Annotated in this window: 17 protein-coding genes; 9 read left to right on the plus strand and 8 right to left on the minus strand. The window is 33.3% G+C overall.

What is annotated here, in order from left to right:
• The first annotated feature begins 85 nt into the window (after positions 1–85).
• Positions 86–1,423, plus strand: a complete 1,338-nt coding sequence (locus V1T75_RS10215; protein WP_330488445.1) for a sigma-54-dependent transcriptional regulator — start codon at positions 86–88, stop codon at positions 1,421–1,423.
• Here V1T75_RS10215 and V1T75_RS10220 read toward each other — a convergent pair.
• On the minus strand, positions 1,416–3,839 hold the full coding sequence (locus V1T75_RS10220) for a hybrid sensor histidine kinase/response regulator (protein WP_330488446.1): 2,424 nt from the start codon (positions 3,837–3,839) through the stop codon (positions 1,416–1,418). The two genes, V1T75_RS10215 and V1T75_RS10220, sit on opposite strands and share 8 nt — an antisense overlap.
• Positions 3,840–4,034: 195 nt before the next feature.
• On the opposite strand from V1T75_RS10220, the gene V1T75_RS10225 reads away from it, so the two are divergent.
• The 3 genes from V1T75_RS10225 to V1T75_RS10235 all read left to right on the plus strand — a co-directional run bounded on the left by V1T75_RS10225 (position 4,035) and on the right by V1T75_RS10235 (position 6,046).
• The gene (locus V1T75_RS10225; RefSeq protein ID WP_330488447.1) at positions 4,035–5,162 is read left to right on the plus strand and encodes a DegT/DnrJ/EryC1/StrS family aminotransferase; all 1,128 of its coding nucleotides are present in this window, start codon (positions 4,035–4,037) and stop codon (positions 5,160–5,162) included.
• A 16-nt stretch (positions 5,163–5,178) separates the two neighbouring features.
• On the plus strand, positions 5,179–5,580 hold the full coding sequence (locus V1T75_RS10230) for an MFS transporter (protein ID WP_330488448.1): 402 nt from the start codon (positions 5,179–5,181) through the stop codon (positions 5,578–5,580).
• A gap of 271 nt (positions 5,581–5,851) precedes the next feature.
• Positions 5,852–6,046 (plus strand): hypothetical protein, encoded by a 195-nt coding sequence (locus V1T75_RS10235; protein WP_330488449.1) that lies wholly within the window; start codon positions 5,852–5,854, stop codon positions 6,044–6,046.
• 76 nt (positions 6,047–6,122) lie between these two features.
• Here the strand turns inward: V1T75_RS10235 and fabD are convergent, their stop codons facing one another.
• On the minus strand, positions 6,123–7,007 hold the full coding sequence (gene fabD, locus V1T75_RS10240) for an ACP S-malonyltransferase (protein WP_330488450.1): 885 nt from the start codon (positions 7,005–7,007) through the stop codon (positions 6,123–6,125).
• Positions 7,008–7,072: 65 nt separating this feature from the next.
• Here fabD and V1T75_RS10245 point away from each other — a divergent pair, with 65 nt between their 5' ends.
• The 5 genes from V1T75_RS10245 to V1T75_RS10265 are packed head-to-tail and all read left to right on the plus strand — an operon-like array spanning position 7,073 to position 11,388.
• On the plus strand, positions 7,073–7,762 hold the full coding sequence (locus V1T75_RS10245; protein ID WP_330488451.1) for a queuosine precursor transporter: 690 nt from the start codon (positions 7,073–7,075) through the stop codon (positions 7,760–7,762).
• A 12-nt stretch (positions 7,763–7,774) separates the two neighbouring features.
• Positions 7,775–9,040: a mechanosensitive ion channel family protein gene (locus V1T75_RS10250; RefSeq protein ID WP_330488452.1), complete on the plus strand. Its 1,266-nt coding sequence runs from the start codon at positions 7,775–7,777 to the stop codon at positions 9,038–9,040.
• On the plus strand, positions 9,033–10,100 hold the full coding sequence (locus V1T75_RS10255; RefSeq protein WP_330488453.1) for an ABC transporter permease: 1,068 nt from the start codon (positions 9,033–9,035) through the stop codon (positions 10,098–10,100). Before V1T75_RS10250 ends, V1T75_RS10255 begins: the two co-directional genes overlap by 8 nt.
• 34 nt (positions 10,101–10,134) lie before the next feature.
• Positions 10,135–10,578 (plus strand): acyl-CoA thioesterase, encoded by a 444-nt coding sequence (locus V1T75_RS10260; RefSeq protein ID WP_330488454.1) that lies wholly within the window; start codon positions 10,135–10,137, stop codon positions 10,576–10,578.
• Positions 10,579–11,388, plus strand: coding sequence for a DNA/RNA non-specific endonuclease (locus tag V1T75_RS10265; RefSeq protein ID WP_330488455.1), 810 nt, complete (start codon positions 10,579–10,581; stop codon positions 11,386–11,388).
• Between the two features lie 17 nt (positions 11,389–11,405).
• On the opposite strand, the gene V1T75_RS10270 is transcribed toward V1T75_RS10265, so the two are convergent.
• The 6 genes from V1T75_RS10270 to V1T75_RS10295 form a co-directional block, all read right to left on the minus strand.
• Complete coding sequence (locus tag V1T75_RS10270) at positions 11,406–12,323, minus strand: PorP/SprF family type IX secretion system membrane protein (RefSeq protein WP_330488456.1); 918 nt, start codon at positions 12,321–12,323, stop codon at positions 11,406–11,408.
• A 1-nt stretch (position 12,324) separates the two neighbouring features.
• Positions 12,325–19,428 (minus strand): BspA family leucine-rich repeat surface protein, encoded by a 7,104-nt coding sequence (locus tag V1T75_RS10275; protein WP_330488457.1) that lies wholly within the window; start codon positions 19,426–19,428, stop codon positions 12,325–12,327.
• A gap of 193 nt (positions 19,429–19,621) precedes the next feature.
• Positions 19,622–21,172: an AraC family transcriptional regulator gene (locus V1T75_RS10280; RefSeq protein ID WP_330488458.1), complete on the minus strand. Its 1,551-nt coding sequence runs from the start codon at positions 21,170–21,172 to the stop codon at positions 19,622–19,624.
• Positions 21,173–21,321: 149 nt separating this feature from the next.
• A complete protein-coding gene (locus V1T75_RS10285) occupies positions 21,322–21,891 on the minus strand; it encodes a TetR/AcrR family transcriptional regulator (RefSeq protein WP_330488459.1) in 570 nt (189 codons plus the stop codon).
• Between the two features lie 10 nt (positions 21,892–21,901).
• On the minus strand, positions 21,902–23,302 hold the full coding sequence (locus V1T75_RS10290) for an efflux transporter outer membrane subunit (RefSeq protein ID WP_330488460.1): 1,401 nt from the start codon (positions 23,300–23,302) through the stop codon (positions 21,902–21,904).
• Between the two features lie 2 nt (positions 23,303–23,304).
• Positions 23,305–26,442 (minus strand): efflux RND transporter permease subunit, encoded by a 3,138-nt coding sequence (locus V1T75_RS10295; RefSeq protein ID WP_330488461.1) that lies wholly within the window; start codon positions 26,440–26,442, stop codon positions 23,305–23,307.
• Position 26,443 lies beyond the last annotated feature (1 nt).

A 26,443-nucleotide genomic window follows, 5' to 3' on the forward strand; every position in this document is an offset into this window, starting at 1 on the left:
GACGAAAGAGCGTTTTCATGTAAAACGCTCTTTTTATTTTTACAAAGAGTTTAATTATACAAACAATTTAGAATAAACATTTTTTATGAAAAAGATTTTATTGGTAGAGGATGATGTTACTTTTTCTAATATGTTAAAACATTTTTTAGAGCGACATCAATACACTGTGGAGGTTAGTTATACTATTAAAAATGCTTTCACTCTGATAAAAGAACATTCTTATAATTTAATTTTTACCGACTTACGTCTTCCAGATGGTAACGGTATTGATTTATTGAAACAGAGTAAAAATACCGACAGTGATATTCCTGTTGTTTTAATGACAAGTTATGCTGAAGTTTCCACGGCAGTACAGGCAATGAAACAAGGGGCTTTTGATTATATTTCCAAGCCTTTTAATCCTGATGAAGTTTTGGAAGTGATTAGCAATGCTCTTGATGTTAAACCTGAAGAAGCTACTCATACAAAAAAGGATAATAAAAGAACCTTTAATACGAACTCTAATATTGTTTCTGGTATAAGTGCTGCTTCTAAAAGTTTGTACGAACATATTCATTTAGTAGCCCCTACCGATATGTCTGTTCTGATTACAGGAGAAAGCGGTACTGGTAAAGAAGTTGTTGCAAACACTATTCATACCCAAAGTTTACGCAAAGACAAACCTTTTATTGCAGTAGACTGTGGAGCTATTCCTAAAGAAATTGCTTCAAGTGAGTTTTTCGGACACCAAAAAGGATCGTTTACTGGGGCTATTAATGATAAAATAGGGCATTTTGAAGCTGCAAATGGGGGAACTCTTTTTTTAGATGAAGTTGGAAACTTAAACTATGAAAGTCAGGTACAATTGTTACGCGCTTTACAAGAACGAAAGATTAAACCTGTTGGAAGTAGTAAAGAAATTATGGTAGACATTCGTTTGATTACCGCTACCAATGAAGATTTATTATTAGCTGTTGAAAAAGGGAATTTTAGAGAAGATTTGTATCATCGTTTAAATGAGTTCTCGATAAAAGTTCCTAGTTTAAAAGATAGAAAAGATGATTTAATTCTTTATGCAGACTTCTTTTTAGAAAAAGCGAACAAACAGCTCAACAAATCCATTGCTGGATTTTCTCAGGAAGTTCTAGCTTTATTTCAACAATATAATTGGCCAGGAAACTTACGAGAACTATCCAATGTTATCAAAAGAGCCACTCTTTTATCTCAAACTGAAATCATAGAAAAAAATGCTTTACCCGAAGAGCTGAAAAATAGCGAAAACCAACATCACCTATTCAATGATTTTTCTACCAAAGAAAATGAAAAGAAACTTATTATTAGAGCTTTGCATGAAGCTGGAAACAACAAAACCAAAGCTGCAAAACTTTTAAATATCACTAGAAAAACCCTATACAACAAACTAAAAGAACATCAAATTAATTAAGGTAAGCTTTTAGTTCAGTTAAAAATGTTGCTACTTCTTTCTCAAAATTGCTCCATAAAGTTGTACTTACCTTATTACCAACCTCAAACTCTTCTAAAAAAGCGATTAATTTAGTCGCTTTTAACTGCTTGGACATCCCCAACATTTTGTGGCTAACATTACTAACCCCCTGTAAATCGTCCTTGTTAATAAACTCCTCTAACAACACCACATTCTCTTCTGTATCTTTTAAAAAAGATTGTAGTACTTTTTTTATCTCTACTTCATCGTTATTCAAAAATATTTTCAAGGAAGTAATGTCAAAACTATTTGTTCTTTTATTATCGATCCGACAATCAGCCTTAGCATTATCTTGTATTGTTACATTAAAAAATCGATGTAAAATTTCTTTCAACCTCTTAGAGTGGAAAGGTTTAATCAATGCATCTGAAAATCCATTTTTAATATATTCGCTTTCCGGTAAATTTGTCCTTCCAGTCATTGCTATGATTGGCTGCCCTTTATACGAATTATGTTTTTTTAAAGTCTCCATAAAATGAATACCGTTCATTTTAGGGAGTTGTATATCGGTCAAAACCAAATCATACGTACTATTATCTATTTCTTTTAATGCTTCTTGAGCATTCCCAAAAGATACTACTGTTACTCCAAGTCCTTCTAAAACATTTTTCAAAAGTGCCCTCAAAGAAGCATCATCTTCTACTATCACAGCATGAATGTTAAGTGTTTCTTTTTGGGGGGCTACTTCATTTTTATTTAATTTTCCTTCAGCTAAAGTAACAGGCACAAACAACGAAAACCTACTTCCTTTTCCTAGACTACTTTGTAGAGATAAGGAACCTCCCAAAAGTTCTGCTAGTCTTTTAGAAATAGTCAACCCTAACCCAAATCCACGTTGTCCGTTTTCTTTTTCATGTACTTGTGTAAATTCCTTAAATACTTTCCCTTGCTTATCCTTATCTATTCCAACTCCTGTATCAATTACTCTAATTTCTATATAGTTTTGTTCTTTTACCTTTCTTAATTTACTCTGTATTGTTATAGAACCTTGCTTTGTAAACTTACAAGCATTGGTTACTAAATTATATAGTATTTGTTTTATTCTAAAAGGATCACTTACAATTAATGAGTTTATTTTTTCATCGTGTTTAACATATACAGAAATTGGTTTGTTCTGAACTAGGTTTTTAGCACTATTGGCCACTTCTTCTATATTTCTCCTCAAGTCAAAAGGAACTGCTTCGATTGTTATTTTACTATTTTCCAATTTAGAAAACTCTAAAAGATCTCCTACAAGCTGCCCCATGTACACTGATGCATTTTGAATATGTACTATGTAATTTTTCTCTTTTACACTGGTGGTTGATTTTTGCAATAATTCGCTAAAACCAGAAATAGTACTTAAAGGAGTTCTTAAATCATGGCTTACCATAGATATTAACTGTTCTCTACTTTTTAAAAGTGACGAGGTTACAGCATTGGCATTTTCTAACTCTTGTCTGTAATGCTGACTCCTCCAAAAATCGTTTAATATGATTATTGAAAAAAGTACAATGATAATAAATCCAACCCCCGTAGCAAGTAGAATAATGTTCTTGCTACGTCCAAGTGTTTCTTCGTGCTTTTTATGAGCTTGGTTTGCATTAAAAATAACATCTCTTTCTAACACACTTAAGACCTCCCGCAATTTTCTTGATATTGTAATGTCGTTTTCAATTAACTCCCTTTCTTTTATCCGCAAAAATTTTCGTTTAATAGTCGTTTCTCTTTGAGCTTTTTGAAGTATTTCTTTAGAAGCAGAAACTAAAGAGTCTATTTGCTTTTGTTCTTCAGCATTAACAGGTTTTTCTTCATCTTCACGATCAAATAACTTAAGATATCTTTCCAAGCTTAATCCTGTTTTTTTATTAAACACCTCTGGGTCATCCACAAGATCCTTTACTGAACCCTTTCCCAGTAATGAATCTATAGACCCTAATTTATCTATAGCTTCATTTATTGATTTTTCTGAAGCATTTCTTTGGTTTAACCGTCTTAAACTCGTTATGTTTTTTCGCTTTTTATTTAAAACTAGTTTAACACTATCTAGAATTGATTTTTTAGATATATCTTTTGCAAGAAAACTAAGTGAATCAATTTTTTTTAGTAGTGTCTTATTCTCCGTTACATACTCACTGTATCGCTTATAGGAATTTAACTGAATAGCGGCTCTTCCTAAATTTTCATTTTCATATATATCGGCAATTAAACCTCCTGTTTGTATAATATTATTTCTATCGGAAACCCCTTGCTTTTGTATTTCTATGTATGTTTTTATTTCTGAAAACAACAAGATCCCTGAAATAACAGCTAAGACCGCCAAAGTGGCATAACCAATTAAAACTTTAAAAGCTATTTTACGTTTAGATGTTTTCATTCAAATAGTAATTATCTTTAGTTTCTCTTTTGTACAAAACGCCAATATGCAACCTTTGTTGCTTTGTTTTTTATTTATTAAACATATTGTGTAGTCTTATACAAAACATATGGTTTTCCTTTTATTATTTTCAGTAAAGACCTCCTAACAATGAAAGATAGTTTGTATTTTTGATGTTTATAAAATCATGTCAAAATGAGAAAAATTCAAATGGTTGACTTACAAAGTCAATATCAAAAAATAAAAGATACAGTTGATACTTCAATTCAAGAGATTCTAAATTCTTCAGCATATATTAACGGACCGTACGTTCATGGATTCCAAGCAGATTTAGAGAATTATTTAGGCGTTAAACACGTAATTCCATGTGCCAATGGTACCGACGCTTTGCAAATAGCTATGATGGGCTTAGGTTTAGAACCAGGTGATGAAGTAATTACTGCTGACTTTACATTTGCTGCAACAGTTGAAGTAATTGGTTTATTAAATTTAACACCTGTTTTAGTTGATGTTGAACCAGATACTTTTAATATTGACATTGAAGCTTTAAAAAAGGCAATTACCCCTAAAACAAAAGCTATTGTTCCTGTTCATTTATTTGGACAATGTGCTAACATGGAAGCTATTTTAGAGATTGCTAAAGAACACAATTTATTTGTAATAGAAGATAATGCCCAAGCCATTGGAGCAGATTATACTTTTTCTAACGGAACGAAGAAGAAAGCAGGAACTATGGGTGATGTTGGTACTACCTCTTTCTTCCCTTCTAAAAACTTAGGTTGCTATGGTGACGGTGGTGCGATTTTTACCAATAATGATGAATTAGCGCATACACTTCGAGGAATGGTTAACCACGGAATGTACAAGCGTTACTACCACGATGTTGTTGGAGTGAATTCTCGTTTAGATTCTATTCAGGCTGCTGTATTAAAAGCAAAATTACCTTTATTAGATGGTTATTGTGATGCACGTAGAAAAGCTGCTAACTATTATTCAAATGCGTTTGCCAATAACCCAAACATCGTTACACCTACTATAAGTAATTTTACAACACATGTTTTTCATCAGTATACATTGAGAATTACCAATGGAAAACGCAATGAGTTGCATCAGTACTTATTAGACAACGGAGTTCCAAATGCTATTTATTATCCTGTTCCACTACATGCACAAAAAGCATATCAAGATGATCGATACAATGAAGAAGATTTCACGGTAACCAACCAATTAATAAATGAAGTTATTTCATTACCAATGCATACCGAATTAGATGAAGAACAATTAGCGTTTATTACTAAAACTGTGAATGATTTCATTCAATAATTCAGGCTGAAACCTTATGGATCAAAAAATTAAAACCTTAAAAATTATCCATCTTGCTTTAGTTGCTGGAGTTACTCTTGCATTTACAATTCTGGGGAATTTTAAAACCATCTTTGATATGGTGATTGATAATTCGTCTTTATTCTATGCCTTTATTCCTGCAATAGCTTACGTTACTAGCAACTTCATGTTTAAAAACATATTGAGAAAAATTCAAAATGATGCTAGCAATGATGAAAAGCTTGCAATTTATCAAACCGCTTCTATAGCTAGATGGGCTATTATTGAAGCTGCCTGCTTTTTGATGTTAATTTTAAAACCTGATTTTTTACTGTTAGGAGTAATCTTGTTAATTTATTTAATTCTCTTAGCACCCAAAAAAACACAAATATTCCAAACCTTAGACATCAGAAGCTAAGGTTTCTTATATAAAAAGACAAAAAATCACTCATTTTTGATTATTTTTAATCAGTTTTGAGTGATTTTTTATTCATTTTAGTAAAAAACAGCTTTTTTACACTTCTAATTTGTGAATTGTTTCTGCTTCTTGTTATCATATTCTTAAAATAGCACACTTCTAATTTAAGAACGTGTATTTATGAACTGATTTTTAATATTTTAACCATTATTAATTGACATTACACTTTAAGCTTTTTAACTTTGTACCCTAATTAAATGATACTAGAATAATGAAATTGATTAAAATTAAAAGAGAGACACGTTTAGAAAAACGATTTTCAAGAAAAATGGGTAAGTTACACACCAATGTTACTTACATAAAAAAAATGTTTTTAAATATTATACCAATAGAAACGGTACACAAATACAGAGAAACCTACTATGGGGAAATTAAAGATTGTGAAGATTGTGTTTTAGCTAGGTAACAACTTTCCTTCTCACAAAACAAAAATCCCGTTCTTTTCGAACGGGATTTTTATATTAAAATATTATAATTACGATTTACGCTAAAGAAGCACCACTAGCAGCTACACTTCTATCTATTTTACGCATTAATCCTTGTAAAACTTTTCCTGGACCAACTTCAACAAATTCAGTACCTCCGTCGGCAATCATAGCTTGTACGCATTGTGTCCATTTTACCGGAGCTGTTAATTGTGCTATTAAATTTTCTTTAATTTCAGTAGGATTTGTTACTGCTTTTGCAACCACATTTTGGTATACTGGACACATAGGTTCATTAAATGTAGTTTCTTCAATCGCTGCTGCTAACTCCTCACGAGCTGGTTCCATCATTGGTGAATGAAATGCTCCTCCTACAGGTAAAAGCAATGCTCTTTTAGCACCCTTTTCTTTTAATACTTCACATGCTTTTTCAACGGCTTCAATTTCTCCAGAAATCACTAATTGTCCAGGACAGTTATAATTTGCTGCTACTACTACTCCTTCAATCGAATCACAAACTTCCTCAACTACGACATCTTCTAAGCCTAACACTGCTGCCATAGTAGACGGTTGAACTTCACATGCTTTTTGCATTGCCAAAGCACGTTTAGAAACCAATCTTAACCCGTCTTCAAAAGACAATACACCATTGGCAACCAATGCTGACAACTCTCCTAAAGAATGACCTGCTACCATTTCTGGTTTAAAATCGTTCCCTAAAACCTTCGCTAAAATTACTGAATGTAAAAAGATAGCTGGCTGTGTAACCTTGGTTTCTTTCAATTCTTCAGCAGTACCTTCAAACATTACGTCGGTAATACTAAATCCTAATATATTATTGGCTTTTTCAAAAAGTTCTTGAGCTAAGGGAGAATTTTCATATAAATCTAACCCCATTCCTGTAAATTGAGCTCCTTGACCTGGAAAAATATACGCTTTCATTTGTTTGTTTTGTTGTTTATTTACCCCTGCAAACATACAACTTTTAAAATTACTATCTTCGTTTTATGACTGTACAACAAAAATCCCAAGCACAACTTATCTACCTAATTTTAGCTTCGTTATTTATAGCCTCCCTAGTAACTTCAAACCTTATATTTCAGAAGTTTTTTTATTGGGAGCCTTTTAATTTATTTCGTTTTGAAGTATCTGTTGGAATACTTCCTTACCCTATTACTTTTTTAATTACAGATATTCTTTCTGAAATTTATGGTAAAAAAAAAGCCAATCAAGTTGTTGTAGCAGGTATTTTTGCTTCCTTTTTTTCTATGATAATCATTTTAGTAGCTGATTATGCTCCTGCGATTGATAGCTCGCCTATTGGTAATGAAACCTTTACCAAAGTTTTTGGGCTTTCACCGTTGGCAGTATTAGCATCTATGCTAGCTTACTTAGCTGCTCAGTTTATAGACATTCGTATTTTTCATTTTTGGAAAAGATTGACGAAAGGCAAACATTTATGGCTTCGCAATAATTTTTCTACCTTTTTATCACAATTTATAGATACTTTTACCGTATTATTTTTATTGAGTTCTTTTAAAATACTTCCTTGGTCTATTTTTGGCAGCCTTTTACTTAGCGGTTTTTTATTCAAAATCATTATAGCAGCGCTTGACACTCCTATTTTGTATGTTATTGTATATTGGTTTAGAAAAAAGTTCGGCTTGCAAATGGGAGAAGAAATCACAGAATTTTAATCTAACACTACTATGTTAAATAAGTCTTTTTATAGAATTTTTAAAGAGCATTTTTCACTCTCAGAAACACTTGCCATTCATCTAAACTTAGTTGCAAACCTTGTTGTATTTGGAGTTTTAGGTTATATCCTATTCAAAATTTTTAGATATGTTGGTAGGAGAACAGTTAATAAAATGGCTGCAAAAACATCAACTAGTTTTGATGATATGCTTATTAAAAACAAAACCTTTTTAAACCTTTCTAGAATTGTTATTCTTACTATTGTTTTTAATTTTTTAAAAGATATTCTAGTCGATTTCCCTAACTTGTTTACCTATGCTGAACGTATTGCTACCATTGCTATTATTTTTGCAATTGTTTGGTTTATACGTAGTGTTTTATTAAGTGTTAAAGACTTTCTTCGCACCACCAATGCTTTTAAAGACAAACCTTTAGAAAGTTATGTGCAAATTTTTATGGTAATCATGTGGCTCATTGCTGCTATATCATCTTTTTCTGTATTAACAGGAAAACCTTTAATCCGATTTTTAACTGCATTAGGAGCTTTTTCAGCAGTATTGTTATTAATTTTTAAAGATACCATTCTTGGCTTTGTATCTAGTATTCAGGTGGCGGTAAACGATACTGTTAGAATTGGAGATTGGATTACCATGGAAAAATATGGTGCCGATGGTGATGTGGTTGAGATTAATCTTACTTCGGTGATTATTAGAAATTTTGACAACACAATATCTAGTATCCCTACTTATTATCTAACGTCCGATTCTTTTAAGAACTGGAGAACGATGAATACTTCAGGCGGTAGACGCATAAAACGGTCAATTTTAATTAAAATAAATAGTATTCACTTTCTTAGTGATGAAGATATAGAGCGCTTTAAAAAGATTGAATTAATTTCTGACTACATTGAAAAAAGCAGCAACGAAGTTAAAAAATATAACGAAGAAAACAATGTTGACAAATCTCTGATATTAAACGGTAGAAATCTTACTAATTTTGGATCTTTTAGAATCTATTTAGATAAATACATTGAAAATCACCCAAAAATTAACCAAGATATGCTGCTAATGTCTCGTCAGTTAGAACCCACCCCTAATGGGATTCCGCTAGAAATCTATGCCTTTAGCAGGGAAAAAAACTGGGTAGATTATGAGCGAGTTATGGCTAATATTTTTGATCATATTTTAGCTTCAGTAAAATATTTTGATTTGGAAGTTTTTCAAAACCCCTCAAGTATTGATATTGCTAACTTGAAAGAAGCTAAAGAAAGTGAATAACACCATAGGTACCTCTTTATGGCACATAGCCATCCAAAAATTTAAACGCAGCAAAACGGGGGTGCTTAGTTTTTGGTATGTTGTATTATGCGGATTTATGGCTGTTTTTTGTTATGCTTTAGCTCCAGACAACAGCAACTCTGCTAATCAAATGCATTTAGAAATTCATTCTAAACCTCCTGGTTTTTCTGTTCAACTACTAAGCATTCCTTCAAAAGTAAAAAACCAACAATCGTGGTTTTCTGTTTTGATGGAAGGAAAACAAAATTTATCAACAGAAATCCCTATACAATCGTTTTCTGTTAGCAACAATGAGTTAGAAGTTATTAAATACTCCGATGGTTTACCAAAAGAGTTTCCCGCTTCCTATAAACAATACATCCAGCAAAAAACATTTTATTTAGGAACAGATAAATATGGTCGTGACTTGTTAAGCAGGTTACTAATTGGTGCTAGAATTTCATTTTTTATTGGGTTTATAGCTGTGTTTATTTCACTCTTAATAGGAATTCCTATTGGAGCCATTGCTGGTTATTTTGGAGGGAAAGTTGATGATTTCATTATGTGGCTTATTAATATAACCTGGTCTATTCCAACACTTTTATTAGTAATCGCTATTACATTAGCTTTAGGAAAAGGTTTTTGGCAGGTTTTTATTGCGGTGGGACTAACTATGTGGGTAGAAGTTGCACGTGTAGTTAGGGGCCAAGTAATTACTACCCAACAACAACAATATGTAGAAGCTGCTAAAGCTCTAGGCTTTTCTGACTTTAGAATTATTTTTAACCATATTTTACCGAATATTTTAGCTCCTATCATTGTTATTTCTGCTGCTAATTTTGCCGCTGCTATTTTAATTGAAAGTGGCTTGAGTTTCTTGGGTATCGGAGCGCAACCCCCTACTCCTTCTTGGGGTGCCATGATTAAAAATCACTACAATTACATTATTCTTGGAAAACCCTATTTGGCTGTCATTCCTGGAATTGCCATTATGAGTTTGGTTATGGCATTTATGTTAATTGGAAATACACTTCGCGATGCTTTGGATGTAAAAGCTTAAAATTTGTAAATTCGCTTTCTTAAATTTTTTTGATATGAGTTTTAGTGTTGAATTTAAAACACGATGGGCAGATTTTGATGCCAACATACACATGCGTCATACCGCATACAATGATTACGCTGCTGAATTACGTTTGCGTTTTTTTAAGGAGCATAATGTAACCATCCAAGATTTTACAAAGGAAAACGTAGGGCCTATTTTATTTGAAGAGAACACCAAATTTTTGCGTGAGATACACATGGGTGAAGACATAACCGTAAACCTAAAAGTTACCGGATTGTCTAGCAAAGGAGAACGATGGAAAATTCAACATGAGGTTTTTAACGAAGCTGGGAAGCTCTCTGCTATTATCACAGTTTATGGTGCTTGGTTAGATTTAGTTAAACGTAAACTAACGATACCTCCTGTTAAGTTTCAAGAAATTTTTAACGAGGTTGAAAAAACAGAGAACTTTAAAGAAATTGTTTTAGGTAATTAAATGAGTACTTCAAGGAAAATAAAAGTCGTTATTACCATTGTTGCTTTGCTTGTAGGTTATTGGTTACAGCAAAAAGAAGAAGCTAAAAACTCTTCTCAACCAACAACAGAAACAGCCAACAATACAACTGATAACTTCAACTACTTTCCTACCTCAACAACTGGAGTCATTATAAAACATAATGGCTACCAGTTATCGTATAGTGAAAAGCATGAGCAAGCTGAGTGGGTTGCGTATTCTTTAAATAAAAGTGATATTGTTTATACCAATCACAAACGTCCTTTTTTTATTGTTGATCCTAAAGTGAAGACAAAATCAGCAGATTGGAGAAATTATAAAAGATCTGGTTATGACAAGGGGCACTTATGTCCTGCTGGTGATAGACGTGCTTCTAAAAGTGCTCATGATGAAACTTTTTACACCTCAAACATCTCTCCTCAAAACCACGAGTTCAATGCTGGAATTTGGAACAAGTTAGAACAAAAAACTCGTTATTGGGCTAAAAAATATAATCGTTTGTATGTTGTTACTGGCGGTGTTTTAGAATCTAATTTGAAAACTATAGGGAAGGAAAAAGTAAGTGTTCCTAATTATTTTTATAAAGTTTTATTAGATTATACTCAACCTGAAATTAAAGTCATTGCTTTTTTACTTCCACATAAGGAAAGCAACAAACCGCTATCTGATTTTGTAGTTTCTATTGATAAATTGGAACAAAAAACAGGTATTGATTTCTTCCCTGAATTACCTGATACTATTGAACATCCACTAGAGGCTTCTGCTAATTATAAAAATTGGAGTTTTAGGTAAAAAAACTCCTTTCCTTTTTAATATCTGTGTTTTTTCTTAAAAACATACGAAAGAATAACTCCATGACTATTTCCCAATACAGAATCACTGAACCCTGCATTGTAGAAGTATACAAATTTTAAGTTTTTTAGAGCATAAATACCTGCTAAAAAATTAATTGAGGAACTACTTCGATAACCTGTACCTATTTCAAATTTATTTTTATAGTTAACAGCTACATTAACATCAACTTGCATTGGTGCACCTCCTTCGTATTTTAAAAAAACACTAGGTTTAATCATTACTTCCTCAAATCGATTGGTAAAAAAACGATATCCGAAATAACCATAAATAGGGTTTGATATATTTAAATCGTCTCTAGATGCTAATTTATCGCCTAAAAGATTTGGCAGCGAAACCCCTGCATAAAAATCTGCATGGTTATACAAAAACCCAACACCTACGGTTGGTACCGTTACATTCATATTTTCTGAAAACTCTATGTCGTCAGTAATTCCTAACTCTAACAGATTCTCATGAAACTGTTGAACTCCCGCTGTTAGACCAAACGATATGACATGTTCGTTATAATGCTGCCAATAAGGCCTATCAACCGCCGTATCAAAAAATATTTTATACGAATATGCAACATATGCATTTGTATAAGTGCTTACCCCTATTTTGTCTCTTACAATAGCTCCACCTATTCCCATTTTCTTCCTAGCTATAGGAGAATGAAAACTTATTGATAATGTTCTGGGACTTCCTTCAATACTATTTATATAACCGTAATTGCTAAGTGTAATTTCTGCCCCATCAGACATTCCTGTGTAAGCTGAGTTTATAATGAACGGATTGTAATTATACTCTGGATACAAAGCTGTCTGTTGTCCCCAATTATTCTGAAATACCATCATAAAAATAAATGGTAAAATATAGTTCCTTATCTCTTTCATCCTATCTTTTTAAAACTAAAAATCCTTCTGTTTCTGTTGATTTCCCTTCTGTTGAAATTTTTATATTAAAAAAGTATGTACCTACTGGCAACTTATCACCTCCCATACCTGTTAGCTTATTGGCAACACCTCTAAAAACATTGAATTGGTTATCATATCCTTTTATCTGAAACACCATATCTCCCCACCTATTAAAAACAGTTACTGAATTGTTAGGATATTCTTCAATTCCTTTTATTTCCCAAAAGTCATTTACTCCATCATCATTTGGAGAAAAACCATATTTGGTTTCCCCTATCAAACCTGCTTCAGTTCTAAAACTAACCTCAGAACATCCTGTAGCACTTCCTACTGAATTGTACGAAATTACCGATACATAAATTGTTGTTCCTTCAGGTAAATCACTCGCTAGTGTGTAACTCGTTCCTGTTACCATTTCATTATTTACGATATCGGTTCCACCTGAAGTAGTTCCGATTGATAGGTAATACCCATCGGCATCTGCTACCGCATCCCAGCTAATTCCGGTACTAACACCTACATTGGTCGCTCCATTGGTTGGAACTGTGATGGTCGTACAATTCGGTGCTGTTGATACTGTTTCTGTAGTGAAACTAATTTCTGAACATCCTGTAGCACTTCCTACTGAATTGTATGGAGTTACCGATACATAAATTGTTGTTTCTTCTGGTAAATCACTCGCTAACACATAACGTGTTCCAAATACCACTTCATTATTTACGATATCGGCTCCACCTGAAGTAGTTCCGATTAACAGATAATACCCATCGGCATCTGCTACCGCATCCCAGCTAATTTCGGTACTAACACTTACATTCGTTGCTCCATTGGTTGGAACAGTGATTGTTGTACAATTCGGTGCTGTTGATACTGTTTCTGTAGTGAAACTAATTTCTGAACATCCTGTAGCACTTCCTACTGAATTGTATGGAGTTACCGATACATAAATTGTTGTTTCTTCTGGTAAATCACTCGCTAACACATAACGTGTTCCAAATACCACTTCATTATTTACGATATCAGTTCCGCCTGAAGTAGTTCCGATTGACAGGTAATACCCATCGACATCTGCTACCGCATCCCAGCTAATTCCGGTACTAACACTTACATTCGTTGCTCCATTGGTTGGAACAGTGATTGTCGTACAATTCGGTGCTGTTGGTATTGTTTCTGTAGTGAAACTAATTTCTGAACAACCTGTAGCACTTCCTACTGAATTGTATGGAATTACCGATACATAAATTGTTGTTCCTTCAGGTAAATCACTCGCTAACACATAACGTGTTCCAAATACCACTTCACTATTTACGATATCGGTTCCACCTGAAGTAGTTCCGATTGACAGGTAATACCCATCGACATCTGCTACCGCATCCCAGCTAATTCCGGTACTAACACTTACATTCGTTGCTCCATTGGTTGGAACAGTGATTGTCGTACAATTCGGTGCTGTTGGTATTGTTTCTGTAGTGAAACTAATTTCTGAACAACCTGTAGCACTTCCTACTGAATTGTATGGAATTACCGATACATAAATTGTTGTTCCTTCAGGTAAATTACTCGCTAGTGTGTAACTCGTTCCTGTTACCACTTCATTATTTACAATATCAGTTCCGCCTGAACTTGTTCCTATTGATAGATAATATCCATCGGCATCTGCTACCGCATCCCAGCTAATTCCGGTACTAACACTTACATTGGTCGCTCCATTGGTCGGAACTGTGATGGTCGTACAATTCGGTGCTGTTGGTATTGTTTCTGTAGTGAAACTAATTTCTGAACAACCTGTAGCATTTCCTACCGAATTGTATGGAGTTACCGATACATAAATTGTTGTTCCTTCTGGTAAATCACTAGCTAAAGTATAACTCGTTCCTGTTACTGATTCATTATTTACAATATCAGTTCCGCCTGAAGTAGTTCCGATTGACAGGTAATATCCATCGGCATCTGCTACCGCATCCCAGCTAATTCCAGTACTAACACTTACATTGATCGCTCCATTGGTTGGAACAGTGATGGTGGTACAATTGGGTACATTAACAACTGTACCTCCCGTAGTAAAACTTTCTTCTATACAGCCTGTAGCATCACCCACCTCATTGTATGGGATTATACGAACATAATGTATTCTATTTGCTTGTAGGTCTTGAGAAAAACTATACGAAGTAGTATTTCCTACATCAATACTATTCACAAGCTCTATCCCACCTTGAGTAATTCCTACACTTATTAAATACCCCGTTGCTTCTGCAATTTGATCCCAAGAAATATCAGTCTGTATTGGAACATTAATTGCACCATTTATAGGATTCACTAAGCTTGTACAACTAGGTGGCACTGGAATAAACTCTGTATTGAAAGATACTTCTCTACAGCTTATTGCTTCTCCTTCACCGTTATAAGGAGTTATCATTACAAAAATATCGGTGTCTTCTGGTAAATCTACAGGTAAATCGTATGTTGTACTGTTACCTACATCAATACTATTAAGAATATCCATTCCTCCAGAAGTAGTTCCTACTGTAAGTCTGTATCCATCTGCATTACTTATAACATTCCATTCTAAATTTGTACTTACAGGTACATCTATATCACCAGCAAGTGGTAAAGTTAAATTGGTACAATTGGGTACTGTTGATGGAGTTGTAGACAGGGTAAAACTTTCTTCTGCACAAGGTCCTACCGCATCTCCATTTTCGTTGGAAGGTACAATAGTAACATAAACTGTTTCTCCTCCTGAAAAATCTGTAGCAAATTCATAAGTGGTGGCATTCACAACAGTTTCATTTATTATGGTTCCAGATGGTTCTATTCTAATTGTTAAAGCATACTCACGTGCATACAAAACAGGCTCCCAAGTTAAATTGGTGTTTACAGGAACATCTGTTGCTCCATGTAAAGGCGCTATTAACTGTGTACATTCGGGAATAGGACAATCTAAGACATCACCTGTAAAAGACCATCCAAAATTATCCATCATTGATTGTCTTTCTTCTACAGCATCACAATAAGGAAGTGTGTTAGCTCCTAGATTTATTCTAGGTGTTAGTGTTTGTTCAGACCATGCAATAAGCGTATTGTCGTAATTCACTCTAGTAAGAGCTGTATTATCTAACATATTTTGCATGTTGGTTACACCACTAATATTCCAATCACCTACATCTTGATTAAAAGCTGTAGCGTTATTAAACATAGCGTTCATCGATACCGTATTTAACAACCATTGGTTTAAAGGTTGATTAAACAAACTTGCACCTTGAAACATTCTATCCATGTTCGTTACTGCTGTTGGCCTCCAATTATTAATAGGTTGATTAAAGTTTGTTGCACCATTAAACATATCTTGCACGGTGGTTACTTTCCTAATATTCCAGCTTCCAATAGCACCATCAAAGGCTACTGCTGATTGAAACATCCCTTGCATATTTGTTACTGATGCTACATTCCAGGAATCTAACGGCCTATTAAAAGATATTGCTCCTCGAAACATTTCTTGCATGGTGGTTACAAAAGATACATTCCAATTATTAATATCTTGATTAAATTTAGACGCTCCATAAAACATTTCAGCCATCGTTTGTGCTTCTCCTGTATTCCAATTCCCTATAGATTGGTTGAATATTTCTGCATCTTTAAACATTGCTTCAAAGTTTGTTACCACAGAAACATTCCAACTTTCTAATGGATTGTCAAAAGCAATAGCTTCTTCAAACATCGAAGGCATTAAGGTTACTGAACTTACATTCCAAGAATTTAATGGTTGATTAAAAACTGTGGCTTCTTGAAACATTTGACTCATGTTAGCAACAGCACTTACATCCCAAGAGTTTAACGGCTGATTAAATGCTTCTGCTCTTCGGAACATCCCTGACATATTAACTACTGAGTTTACATCCCAAGAATTTAACGGTTGGTTAAACATTTGAGCATTGTAAAACATTAAACTCATGTTGGTTACATTGGTTACATTCCAACTATTTATATCTTGATTAAAGTCACTAGCGCTCTGAAACATGCTCTCCATGCTAGTAACCCTAGATACATTCCAATTACCTAATGGTTGATCGAATACATATGCGCTTTCAAACATCGAAGTCATATTGGTAACAGCACCTACATTCCATGAGTTTAAAGGTTGGTTAAAGTCAACACATCTCTGGAACATTTCAGACATATCTGTAACACTGCTTACATCCCAATTATCTATATTTTGGTTAAACGCCATGTTTGAAATAAAACCATTAAACATTTCAGACATATTGGTAACATTACTTACATCCCAATTATTAAGTGGCTGGTTAAATGCTTCTGCTCTTTCAAACATACTACTCATATCTGTAACACTGCTTACATTCCAGTTATTAAGATTATGATCAAATACTTCTGCATTCTGAAACATACCTCCCATATTAGTAACGCTTCTTGTATTCCAATTCCCTATGTCTTGATTAAACTCTACAGCACTACCAAACATGTAATTCATATTAGTAACATTACTTACATCCCAGTTATCAAGTGGCTGGTTATAAATTGAAGTTCCGCTAAACATACTACGCATGTTGGTTACCTTACTAACCTCCCAATCATTAATATTTCCATTAAACTTTCTGCACGAACTAAACATTCTTTCCATATCCGTTACATTGCTTAGATTAGGAGTATCTGTGGCATTGTACTCCATATTTGCACAACTTTCAAAAGCTTCGTACATACTTTCCCAGACTTGAGTTCCCCATTGATCTATAGATAATAATTTATCAGAGTCTCCAATAGTTTCATGCTTTGGAGAAGGAAAAGCACCAATAATACTTACTGTATAGATTCCTGGTGTAAGGTATGTGTGTGTAATATCACCTGTAACATTATGATTGTATTGTCCATCTCCCCAATCTATTGAATAGTTATACGTAAGGTATTTTGGATACCCTGAATTTGTTTCTATTCTTAACTGATTTGTTGGTGTAGTGAATGAAGATTGTATGCTTGTATCATAGGTAAGTTTAAATGCATCAGAGCTATTTGCCCAACTTTCTATTACAGTAAAACTAATTTCTTGGCAACCTGTAGCTGGCCCTTCATCGTTATATGGAACAACTGTTACATATACAGTATCTCCTGATATAAACTCATTGGTAAAGTCTACTCCTACAACATTTCCTACATCTTCATTATTGTATATAACCTGAGAAGTGGCTCCATTTTCTCTTCTTACACTAATTCTGTATCCTGTGGCATTAGGTGCTGGATTCCAACGAATATCACTATTTGCAGGTACTTGTGTGTCACCTGCTTGCGGCATTGTTATTTGAGTACATAATACATAAGAACAGTTTACAATATCTCCTGATATAGTCCAACCATTATTATCAATTAGACTTTGTCTTTGGTTTAATGCATCACAATAATGAAGGTTCGTCGCTCCTAAGTTAATGTTGTTTTGAACTGTTTGAGTACTCCAAGCTATCAGAATATTATCGTAATTCTCTTGAGAAATACCACTACTTGACAACATATTTGTCATGTTTGTAACACTAGATATGTCCCAGCCTCCAATGTTTTGATTAAATAAAGTAGCCTGATTAAACATATGAGACATGTTTCTAGCATTTCCCGTTTCCCAACCGCTTATATCTTGATTAAAAGATCTGGCTCTATCAAACATATATTGAAAATCAGTGATCCTACTAACATCCCAACTATTCAAAGGTTGATTGAAAGCTTCTGCTTGTTGGAATATATTACGCATATTCGTAATATTGGTTACATCCCATGTATTTAAGGGTTGATTGAAAGCTTCTGTTCTTTCAAACATACTTTCTATATTGGTAAGCTTACTAAGGTTCCATGAACTAATATCTTGATTAAAAATAACAGCACCTTCAAACATTCCTCTCATACTAGTAACATTAGCTACATTCCAACTGCTGATATTTTGATTAAACCCCGAGTTATCTCGAAACATATAGTTCATGTTTGTTACCTCACTTACGTCCCAAGTGTTTATATCTTGGTTAAAAACAGCTCCCCAAATCCATCCATCAAACATACTCGACATGTTGGTTACTTTACTTACATTCCAATTATTAAGAGGCTGATTGAATGTTCTATTTCTTTGAAACATCTGCGACATATTAGTAACATTACTTACATCCCAGTTATTAAGAGGTTGATTAAATTTCGACTCTCTAAACATTCCTGCCATAGTAGTTACATTAACTACATTCCAATTATCAATTAAATTATTGAATGCAGCTCCTTGAAATGTACTAACCATTGTGGTTACATTACTTACATTCCAATTGTTCATTGGTTGATTATACCTGTTTGTATACCTAAATGCTCCATTCATGTTTACCACACTTGTAACATTCCAATTATTAATATTTTGGTTAAAGTTAGAAGCTCCTGATAAGAAGCTCTCTAATGTATTTACCCTCGATGTGTTCCAATTATCTATAGGTTCATTAAAATTTCTTGCATTATTAAAAGTATAGGACATATCTATTATATTAGAGGTATCCCACTGATCTAAGGGCCTGTTAAAGGTTTCACAGTCTCTAAATAATCCTGAAATACTCGTAATACTGTTTATATTCCAATGATTCATTATACCATTAAAAAGAGTACATCCTCTAAAGGTATTTTTTAGGCTAGTTGTTTGGCTCAAATCAGGTGGAGCAATAGCGTCAAAATTTAGATTTGAACATCCATAGAATGCATTTTCCATACTTTGCCATTGAAGGGTACCCCAAGACAAAATTTCAATAATTTTATCAACATCCCCCGTATTATTAAAGTAAATCGCAGGAAATGTACCGTCTATTTTAATCGTATATATTCCTTGTGTAGTATAGGTATGCGTGATATCTCCTGTTATATTTGAATCTATGTTTCCATCTCCCCAATCAACAGTATAAGAATACGTATAAGCTGAGCTGGTTGGGATTCTTATTTCATTAGCAGCAGAAGAACCCGAACTAACATTTGCTGTATTCCATAAAGAAATAAACGACTGCGAAAACAACGGGCTACTTACAATAAAAAAAAGTGTTGTAAAACTATTTCTTAAAAATTTACACATAAATTCCCTCATTCTTTTAACCTATTTTTTTTAAACTTTTTCTTAATCAATCATTATTATTTTACAACATAACAAGTGGCGTAAAACCACCTGAGTTGTTATAATGCTTTTGTTGATTATGTTATTTATTAAGTAATAGGGTGCAAGATATAACCGTTGGTTATTATAGAAGTCTCATTCTATAGAGTGGAACCTATTTTATTAGTTTTTTTCGGTATTCAGTAGGTGTGTAACCTGTTTGCTCTTTAAAAACACGGTTAAATGTAGTTTTACTTTTAAAACCAGCATCGTAAGCTACTGCAATTATTTTGTAATCTTTATTTGCTGGTAATTCTAATATCTCTTTAGCTTCTTTTATTCGATATGAATTGATAAGCTGATAGAAATTTTTATCAAATTCAAACGAAAATACTTCGGATAAATGATGACTACTTAACGATAATCTTTTTGCAAAGTTTGCTTGCGTTAAATCGTGATTTAAGTATATTTTTTCTTCTTCTATTGCTTTTAATATTTTTTGCTGGTAAGAAACTCTATCTTCTTTTGACAATGAGGAATTTTTATATTTTTCAGGAACTTCTTTTATCTTTTCCGTTATTTTATTTGTTTCTTTTATGACACTTTGATCTTCATTCTTTTTTATGTAAATCCAAAATAAACCTCCTAAACCAATTACACAAAATACACTAAACCATAAGGTCGTTTTTTGTTGTTCAGAAAAAAGAGCTTCTGTATCTTCTTTGGCTAAAACAGTTTCCTCTTTTGCTTCAATTTCTGCTTTTAACTCTTCTGTAATAGCTTTCTTTTGATTCTTTAAAAAACGTATTCGACTTTCGTTATATTTCTTTTCTGTACTTAAGTGAACTGCTGTATTGTTTAACTTTAAATATATTATGGCCAGATTTTTATAACATATCATTTCTATTTCTTCTATTCCCTTTTCAGAAGCTATATTTAATGCTTGTTGTAAGTATTCTTCCGCTTTATTATACTGTGCTAGTTTTAAATTTGCGACTCCTAAGTTGACCAAAAGCCACGCCTTAACTTTAGTCTTTTTTTCAAAAACCTTATAGTTTGTTGCTGTAGTAGCTATTTCAATAGATTTTTGATATTGCCCTAACTTATAATAGGAACTGCTAATATGATTTAATGATGTTAAAATAATACTTTCATTCCCAGTTTCTTCTCCTATATTTTTGACCTGCTCTGCATAGAACAATGATTTTTTCTCATCATTTAAAGCTGAATAACTTATTGATAAACCATTTAAAGCAGCTGTTTTTATTAAGTTAGGTTTCTTTATAGAAGCAGCCTGCTCTAAAACCTTTTTCATGGTTTCTATACTTTTTTCATAAAGTTCTACATTATTATATGTATTTCCTAAATTAACCAACACTACAGTTTCTGCTTGTTTGCTTTCTGGTATTGTTTTAGCAATTGCTAATGCTTCTTTATATAGTGTTATACCTTCTACATATTTTGTTTGCATATTTAAGCTTATAGCCTGATTAACCATTGCTTTTACTTGCAGTGCTTTTAGGTTGTTCTTTTTAGAAATACTGTATAAAGAATCGCTGTAAATTTTATGAAGTTTGTAATTTCCTTCTTTATAATTTTCTTGTACCTTTTCTAAGTAATTTTCTGCCTTTTTTTGAGTATCAACTAACTGTAAACTTACTTTGTTTTGACTACACAACTGGGTTACAAGACTAAATAATAAATATGTAATAATTTTTTTTAGCAAATTTTGTTTGTTTCTCACAAAAATACATCAAAATATTTTTCTCCATCTTATTGTAATTAACCGATTTTCCATGTAAGCAAAAAAGTGCCTTGTAAATATGATACATACTACATGACACTTTTTATCAAAAACCACAAAAATTTGTGTATTTATTTAATCGGTTTTAAGGAGTTTAAATTATTAACAATCATATACTCTAATAAAATTTCTTTGGAGTAATCGTCAAACAAATTATCAGCATCAAACAAACGACTTTCTAGTCCGCTTAAATATAATTTACTAAACAATTCAAGGTCTACATCTGGTCTAATCTCTCCTTGTTCTTTTGCTTCTTCTAATAAATTCATTATATCTGTAGAAACGACATCTGTAGTAATTTCTTTATAAGCATCGTAAGCATTAGGGTAGTATTTTTTTAACCCAAAAATAAACGAAGGTTTAAACTTTTCTACATACCTAAAAATTACTTTATATATCTCTATTACTTTATTTAACGCTGTTTTATCAGATTTTAAAATAGGTGCTGTATCAATTTTGAATTCATTTATTAATTCTTTGATACTTTCAATTATCAACTCTTCTTTTGAAGAAAAGCAAGCATATATGGTTTTTTTTGAAATTCCGAGTAACTCAGCTATTTCATCCATTGTAGTATGCTTACTGCCAAATGCTATAAATTTTTCTTTGGCTACCTTAATAAGTTTTGACCTATTACTCATGAGTTTCTATTTACTTCCAACCACCACCTAATGCTTCATATAAATTTACGATGCTTACTAACTGATTTAATTTGTTATTGATAACATTTAACTCAGCATTTAATGCGCGCTCTCTTGCTGTTAATAAATCTAAATAATTAGCATATCCATTTTTTAACAACTCTTCTGAATTTACTTCTGCTCTTCGTAAGGCTTCTACTTCATTTTTTCTATAGTCAAATTTTTCAGTTGCTGCTTTGTAATCAAAAAGCGCATTTGAAACCTCATTTCCAGCAGTTAACAAAGTCTTTTTAAAACTCAACAATGCTTGTTCTTGTTGTGCTTTTGCTACCTCATGTTGTGTTTTAATCTTTCTTTGATTGAAAATAGGCTGTGTTAAGCCTCCAATAATATTTGCAAATAAGGAGTTGGTACTTAACAACTCATCTAACTCTAAACTTTGAAATCCTCCACTCGCCGTTACTGTTAACGATGGGTAAAAATTACTTTTGGCTACATTTGTCATTTCAAAAGCATTGATTAATCCATACTCCGCAGCCATAACATCTGGTCTGTTTCTTAATAATGTTGCTGGAACACCTACTTTAATAGCCACATCTATTTGTTGTTGTGAAAGTTTACTTCTTTCAATAACTACTGATGTTCTTCCTAGTAATAGATTTAAAGTATTCTCAATTTTAAAGATGGATGCTTCTAAATCTACTTTCAATGCTTTTGCATTATGATACTGTGCTATATTTTGATCTACTGCTACCTGATTTACTTGTCCTGCATCCTTTAGTGCTTTAATCGTGTTTACACTATTTTCTCTAGTTTCAATAGTTTGCTCAGTAATTTCCAGTTGAGCATCTAAAGCTACTAATTGATAATAGGTGGTTGCTATTGCTGAAACTAACTGGGTTTTTACTGCTTGATGTGCTGCTACACTTTGTAAATATCCGGCTTTTCCTGCTCGTTTGTTACTGCGTATTTTACCCCAAATATCAGCTTCCCAAGAAAGGTTTCCAGTTATATCATACTGGTCGATACTCCCATTAAAAAAAGATCCAAACTGGCTGTTTTTTGCTAATTCTTGGTGCGTAGCTTTTGCCCCTACACTTAAAGTAGGAAAATACCCTGCTTTCCCTTGTTTCATATATGCTTCAGCAGCAGCCATTTGCTGTATGGCTACACGGATATCTAAGTTATTTTGAAGCCCTTCATCAATGTATTGTTTCAAGTGAGCATCAGTAAACATATCTTTCCAAGACACAGCTGCCATTGAGATACTATCTTGTGGTAAATTATCTGTTCTATACAAATGTTCTGTTTCTTTTAACTCAGGACGTGCATAATCCTTAGCAACAAAACAACTTTGTAAGGTTGTAGCCATTACGGCTACAACCAAGGTTTTATTTAGTATGCGTTTCATAATTAATCTTCTTTAGTTTCAACAACAACTGGTTTGCTTGATACTTTTTCTTGCAACCATTGGAATACCACAAATAGTACAGGAATTACAAATACCCCTATTAAAGTACCAATTAGTAATCCTCCAGCAGCTCCTGTTCCGATAGAGTTATTTCCTTCAGCTCCTACTCCTTTTGCTAATACTAATGGCATTAATCCAAGAATAAAGGCAAACGAGGTCATTAAAATAGGTCTTAAACGTACTTTTGCTCCTTCTATAGCTGCATCGTATAAGCTTTTTCCTTGTTTACGACGTTGTATTGCAAATTCTACAATAAGAATCGCATTCTTTGCTAACAGACCTAATAACATAATTAAGGCTATTTGGAAATAGATGTTATTTTCTAATCCTGCTAAATACGTTGTGTAATATGCTCCTGCTACCCCAATTGGTAATGAGAAAATTACTGATAATGGCAATAGGTAACTCTCGTATTGTGCTGCTAATAAGAAATAAACAAACAAAATACTAATCATAAAAATAATGGTAGATTGTCCTGATGAGGCTATTTCTTCTCTGGTAATCCCTGAGTAGGCAACACTATATCCTTCTGGTAAATTATTCTCTGCTAACTTATCTATTTTAGTAATAGCATCTCCTGTACTAAATCCTGGAGTTACCCCTCCATTTACTGTTACCGAATTAAATAGGTTGAAACGATTTACCGTTTGTGGGCCGTATACACGTTTTAGACTTACAAATTGAGAAATTGGTGTCATTTCTCCACTTGGTGTTTTTATAAACATGCTATTTAAACTTGCTTCATTTACCCTATCTTCTGGTAACGATTGTACAAAAACTCTAAATTGTTTTCCAAATCTACTAAAGTCAGCTGCATAATTACCTCCAATATATCCTTGTAAAGCTGAAAGGATTGCACTTGTTGACACTCCTGCTTCTTTAGCTCTTTCTACATTGATATCTAATTCTAACTGAGGAAATCCTGTATCAAAAGAATTAGACGCAAAGGCTATTTCTGGTTGTTGATTTAAAAGACCTACAAATTCTTTTGCTGTTGCATCCATTTCTGTTAATGGTTTCGCACTACGGTCTAATAGTCTCATTTCAAAACCATCTGCACTACCAAAACCAGGTACACTTGGTGGTGTAAAGAAAATAATTTTTGCATCTGGTATCATTGCTGCTTTTCCGAACAACTGCCCTACAATGCTTTGAACTGATTCTGCATCACTTTCTCTTTCACTCCAATCTTCTAAAATAATAAAGCCCATTGCATACGAACTTCCTTCTCCAGAGAAGAAGTTTCTTCCGCTAATAAATGACGCTCCTTTTATTCCTTCAATTCCTTTGATGCTTTCGTATAATTTTTCTGTTACTTCGTACGATCTATCTAGTGAAGAACCTGCTGGTAATTCAGCATTCATAAACACTACACCTCTATCTTCTGAGGGTACAAAACCTGTAGGTATCGTATTACTTGCCCATACAATGGCTAAAACACTTACTCCTAAAATACCTGCTGTTACCCATTTATGCTTTACTAAAAATCCTAAAGATTGGGTATATTTATTAGTTACTGCGTTAAACCCAGCATTGAAAGCATCATAAAATCGTTGTAACAATCCTTTTTTCTTATGATTATCGTTGTGTGGTTTTAATAACAATGCACTTAAAGCCGGTGTTAATGTTAAAGCGTTTACTGCAGAAATTAAGATCGCAACCATTAATGTTACTCCAAATTGCTCATAAAATACTCCTGATGGCCCTTGTATAAAAGTAATTGGCACAAATACCGCCATCATTACCAAAGTAATCGACACAATAGCTCCACTAATTTCACTCATCGCAGAAATGGATGCTTTTTTTGCACTTTCTGCTCCGTCTTCCAATTTAGCGTGTACTGCTTCTACTACCACAATGGCATCATCTACCACAATTCCAATTGCCAAGATTAAAGCGAATAAGGTTAGCAAGTTGATTGAATACCCAAATAGATTTAGGAAAAAGAAGGTACCAATAATAGATACTGGAACTGCTATGGCCGGTATTAAAGTAGATTTAAAATCTTGTAAGAAAATAAACACTACAATAAATACTAATAAAAAAGCTTCTATTAAGGTACTTTTTACTTTGTCTACAGACGCTGTTAAGAATTTGTTTGTGTCGTAGTTAATGATGTAATCTAATCCTTCTGGGAAATCTTTCTTTAAATCTTCTAGTTTTACATAAATATTTTCAATGATTTCCTGTGCATTAGATCCTGGTGTTTGAAAAACTCCAAAGTTAAGTGCTGGATTTCCGTTTGTACGTGAAAGTGATGAATAAGAAAATGCATCTAACTCTACTTTTGCTACGTCTTTAACACGTAAAAACTGTCCATTCCCTAAAGCTTTTACAACAACATTTTCGTATTCTTTTGCCGTTTTATATCGTCCTTTATACTTGATTACATATTCAAACGACTCTCCAGAATTTTGCCCTAAAGATCCTGCGGCTGCTTCTAAACTTTGTTCGTTAATTGCTGCTATTACTTCTCTAGGTTCTAACTTATACGATGCCATTTTTGCTGGATCTAACCATACGCGCATCGAATAATCTTTTGCTCCAAATACATTTACAGCCCCTACTCCAGAAACACGTTGTAATTCTGGTTTCACATTTATATTCAGGTAATTTTGAATAAAAACATCATCGTATTCAGGATTTGTTGAAAAGATAGCAGCATACAACAGTGCTGAGTTTTGTTGTTTTGCTGTAATAACCCCTGCTCTTGTTACTTCGGAAGGTAATAAAGCATTTGCTCTAGCAACTCTGTTCTGTACGTTTACCGCAGCAATATCTGGGTTGTAACCTTGTTCAAAAAATACTTGAATACTTGCTGTACCTGTATTACTCGCAGTAGAAGTCATATAAGTCATTCCTTCTACCCCATTAATTTGCTCTTCTATAGGAACAATAACACTTTCTAAAATTGTTTCGGCACTCGCTCCTGGATAAGAAGCTGTAACCTGCACCGTTGGTGGTGCTATATCAGGATATTGCGTTACCGGTAATTGTGTTAATGACAGCACCCCTAATATTACTATGATAATAGAAATTACTGTAGAGAGTACCGGACGCTCTATAAATTTTTGTAACATG

The sequence above is a fragment of the Tenacibaculum sp. FZY0031 genome (assembly GCF_036350695.1).
Taxonomy (GTDB): Bacteria; Bacteroidota; Bacteroidia; order Flavobacteriales; family Flavobacteriaceae; genus Polaribacter.

Excerpts from the sequence above, each read along its gene's own strand:
- V1T75_RS10290 (WP_330488460.1), bottom strand. The coding sequence starts at position 23,302 with ATGAAACGCATACTAAATAAAACCTTGGTTGTAGCCGTAATGGCTACA.
- V1T75_RS10260 (WP_330488454.1), top strand. The coding sequence starts at position 10,135 with ATGAGTTTTAGTGTTGAATTTAAAACACGATGGGCAGATTTTGATGCC.
- V1T75_RS10275 (WP_330488457.1), bottom strand. The coding sequence starts at position 19,428 with ATGTGTAAATTTTTAAGAAATAGTTTTACAACACTTTTTTTTATTGTA.
- V1T75_RS10235 (WP_330488449.1), top strand. The coding sequence starts at position 5,852 with ATGAAATTGATTAAAATTAAAAGAGAGACACGTTTAGAAAAACGATTT.
- V1T75_RS10265 (WP_330488455.1), top strand. The coding sequence starts at position 10,579 with ATGAGTACTTCAAGGAAAATAAAAGTCGTTATTACCATTGTTGCTTTG.
- fabD (WP_330488450.1), bottom strand. The coding sequence starts at position 7,007 with ATGAAAGCGTATATTTTTCCAGGTCAAGGAGCTCAATTTACAGGAATG.
- V1T75_RS10295 (WP_330488461.1), bottom strand. The coding sequence starts at position 26,442 with ATGTTACAAAAATTTATAGAGCGTCCGGTACTCTCTACAGTAATTTCT.
- V1T75_RS10225 (WP_330488447.1), top strand. The coding sequence starts at position 4,035 with ATGAGAAAAATTCAAATGGTTGACTTACAAAGTCAATATCAAAAAATA.
- V1T75_RS10220 (WP_330488446.1), bottom strand. The coding sequence starts at position 3,839 with ATGAAAACATCTAAACGTAAAATAGCTTTTAAAGTTTTAATTGGTTAT.
- V1T75_RS10215 (WP_330488445.1), top strand. The coding sequence starts at position 86 with ATGAAAAAGATTTTATTGGTAGAGGATGATGTTACTTTTTCTAATATG.
- V1T75_RS10245 (WP_330488451.1), top strand. The coding sequence starts at position 7,073 with ATGACTGTACAACAAAAATCCCAAGCACAACTTATCTACCTAATTTTA.
- V1T75_RS10285 (WP_330488459.1), bottom strand. The coding sequence starts at position 21,891 with ATGAGTAATAGGTCAAAACTTATTAAGGTAGCCAAAGAAAAATTTATA.
- V1T75_RS10230 (WP_330488448.1), top strand. The coding sequence starts at position 5,179 with ATGGATCAAAAAATTAAAACCTTAAAAATTATCCATCTTGCTTTAGTT.
- V1T75_RS10250 (WP_330488452.1), top strand. The coding sequence starts at position 7,775 with ATGTTAAATAAGTCTTTTTATAGAATTTTTAAAGAGCATTTTTCACTC.
- V1T75_RS10270 (WP_330488456.1), bottom strand. The coding sequence starts at position 12,323 with ATGAAAGAGATAAGGAACTATATTTTACCATTTATTTTTATGATGGTA.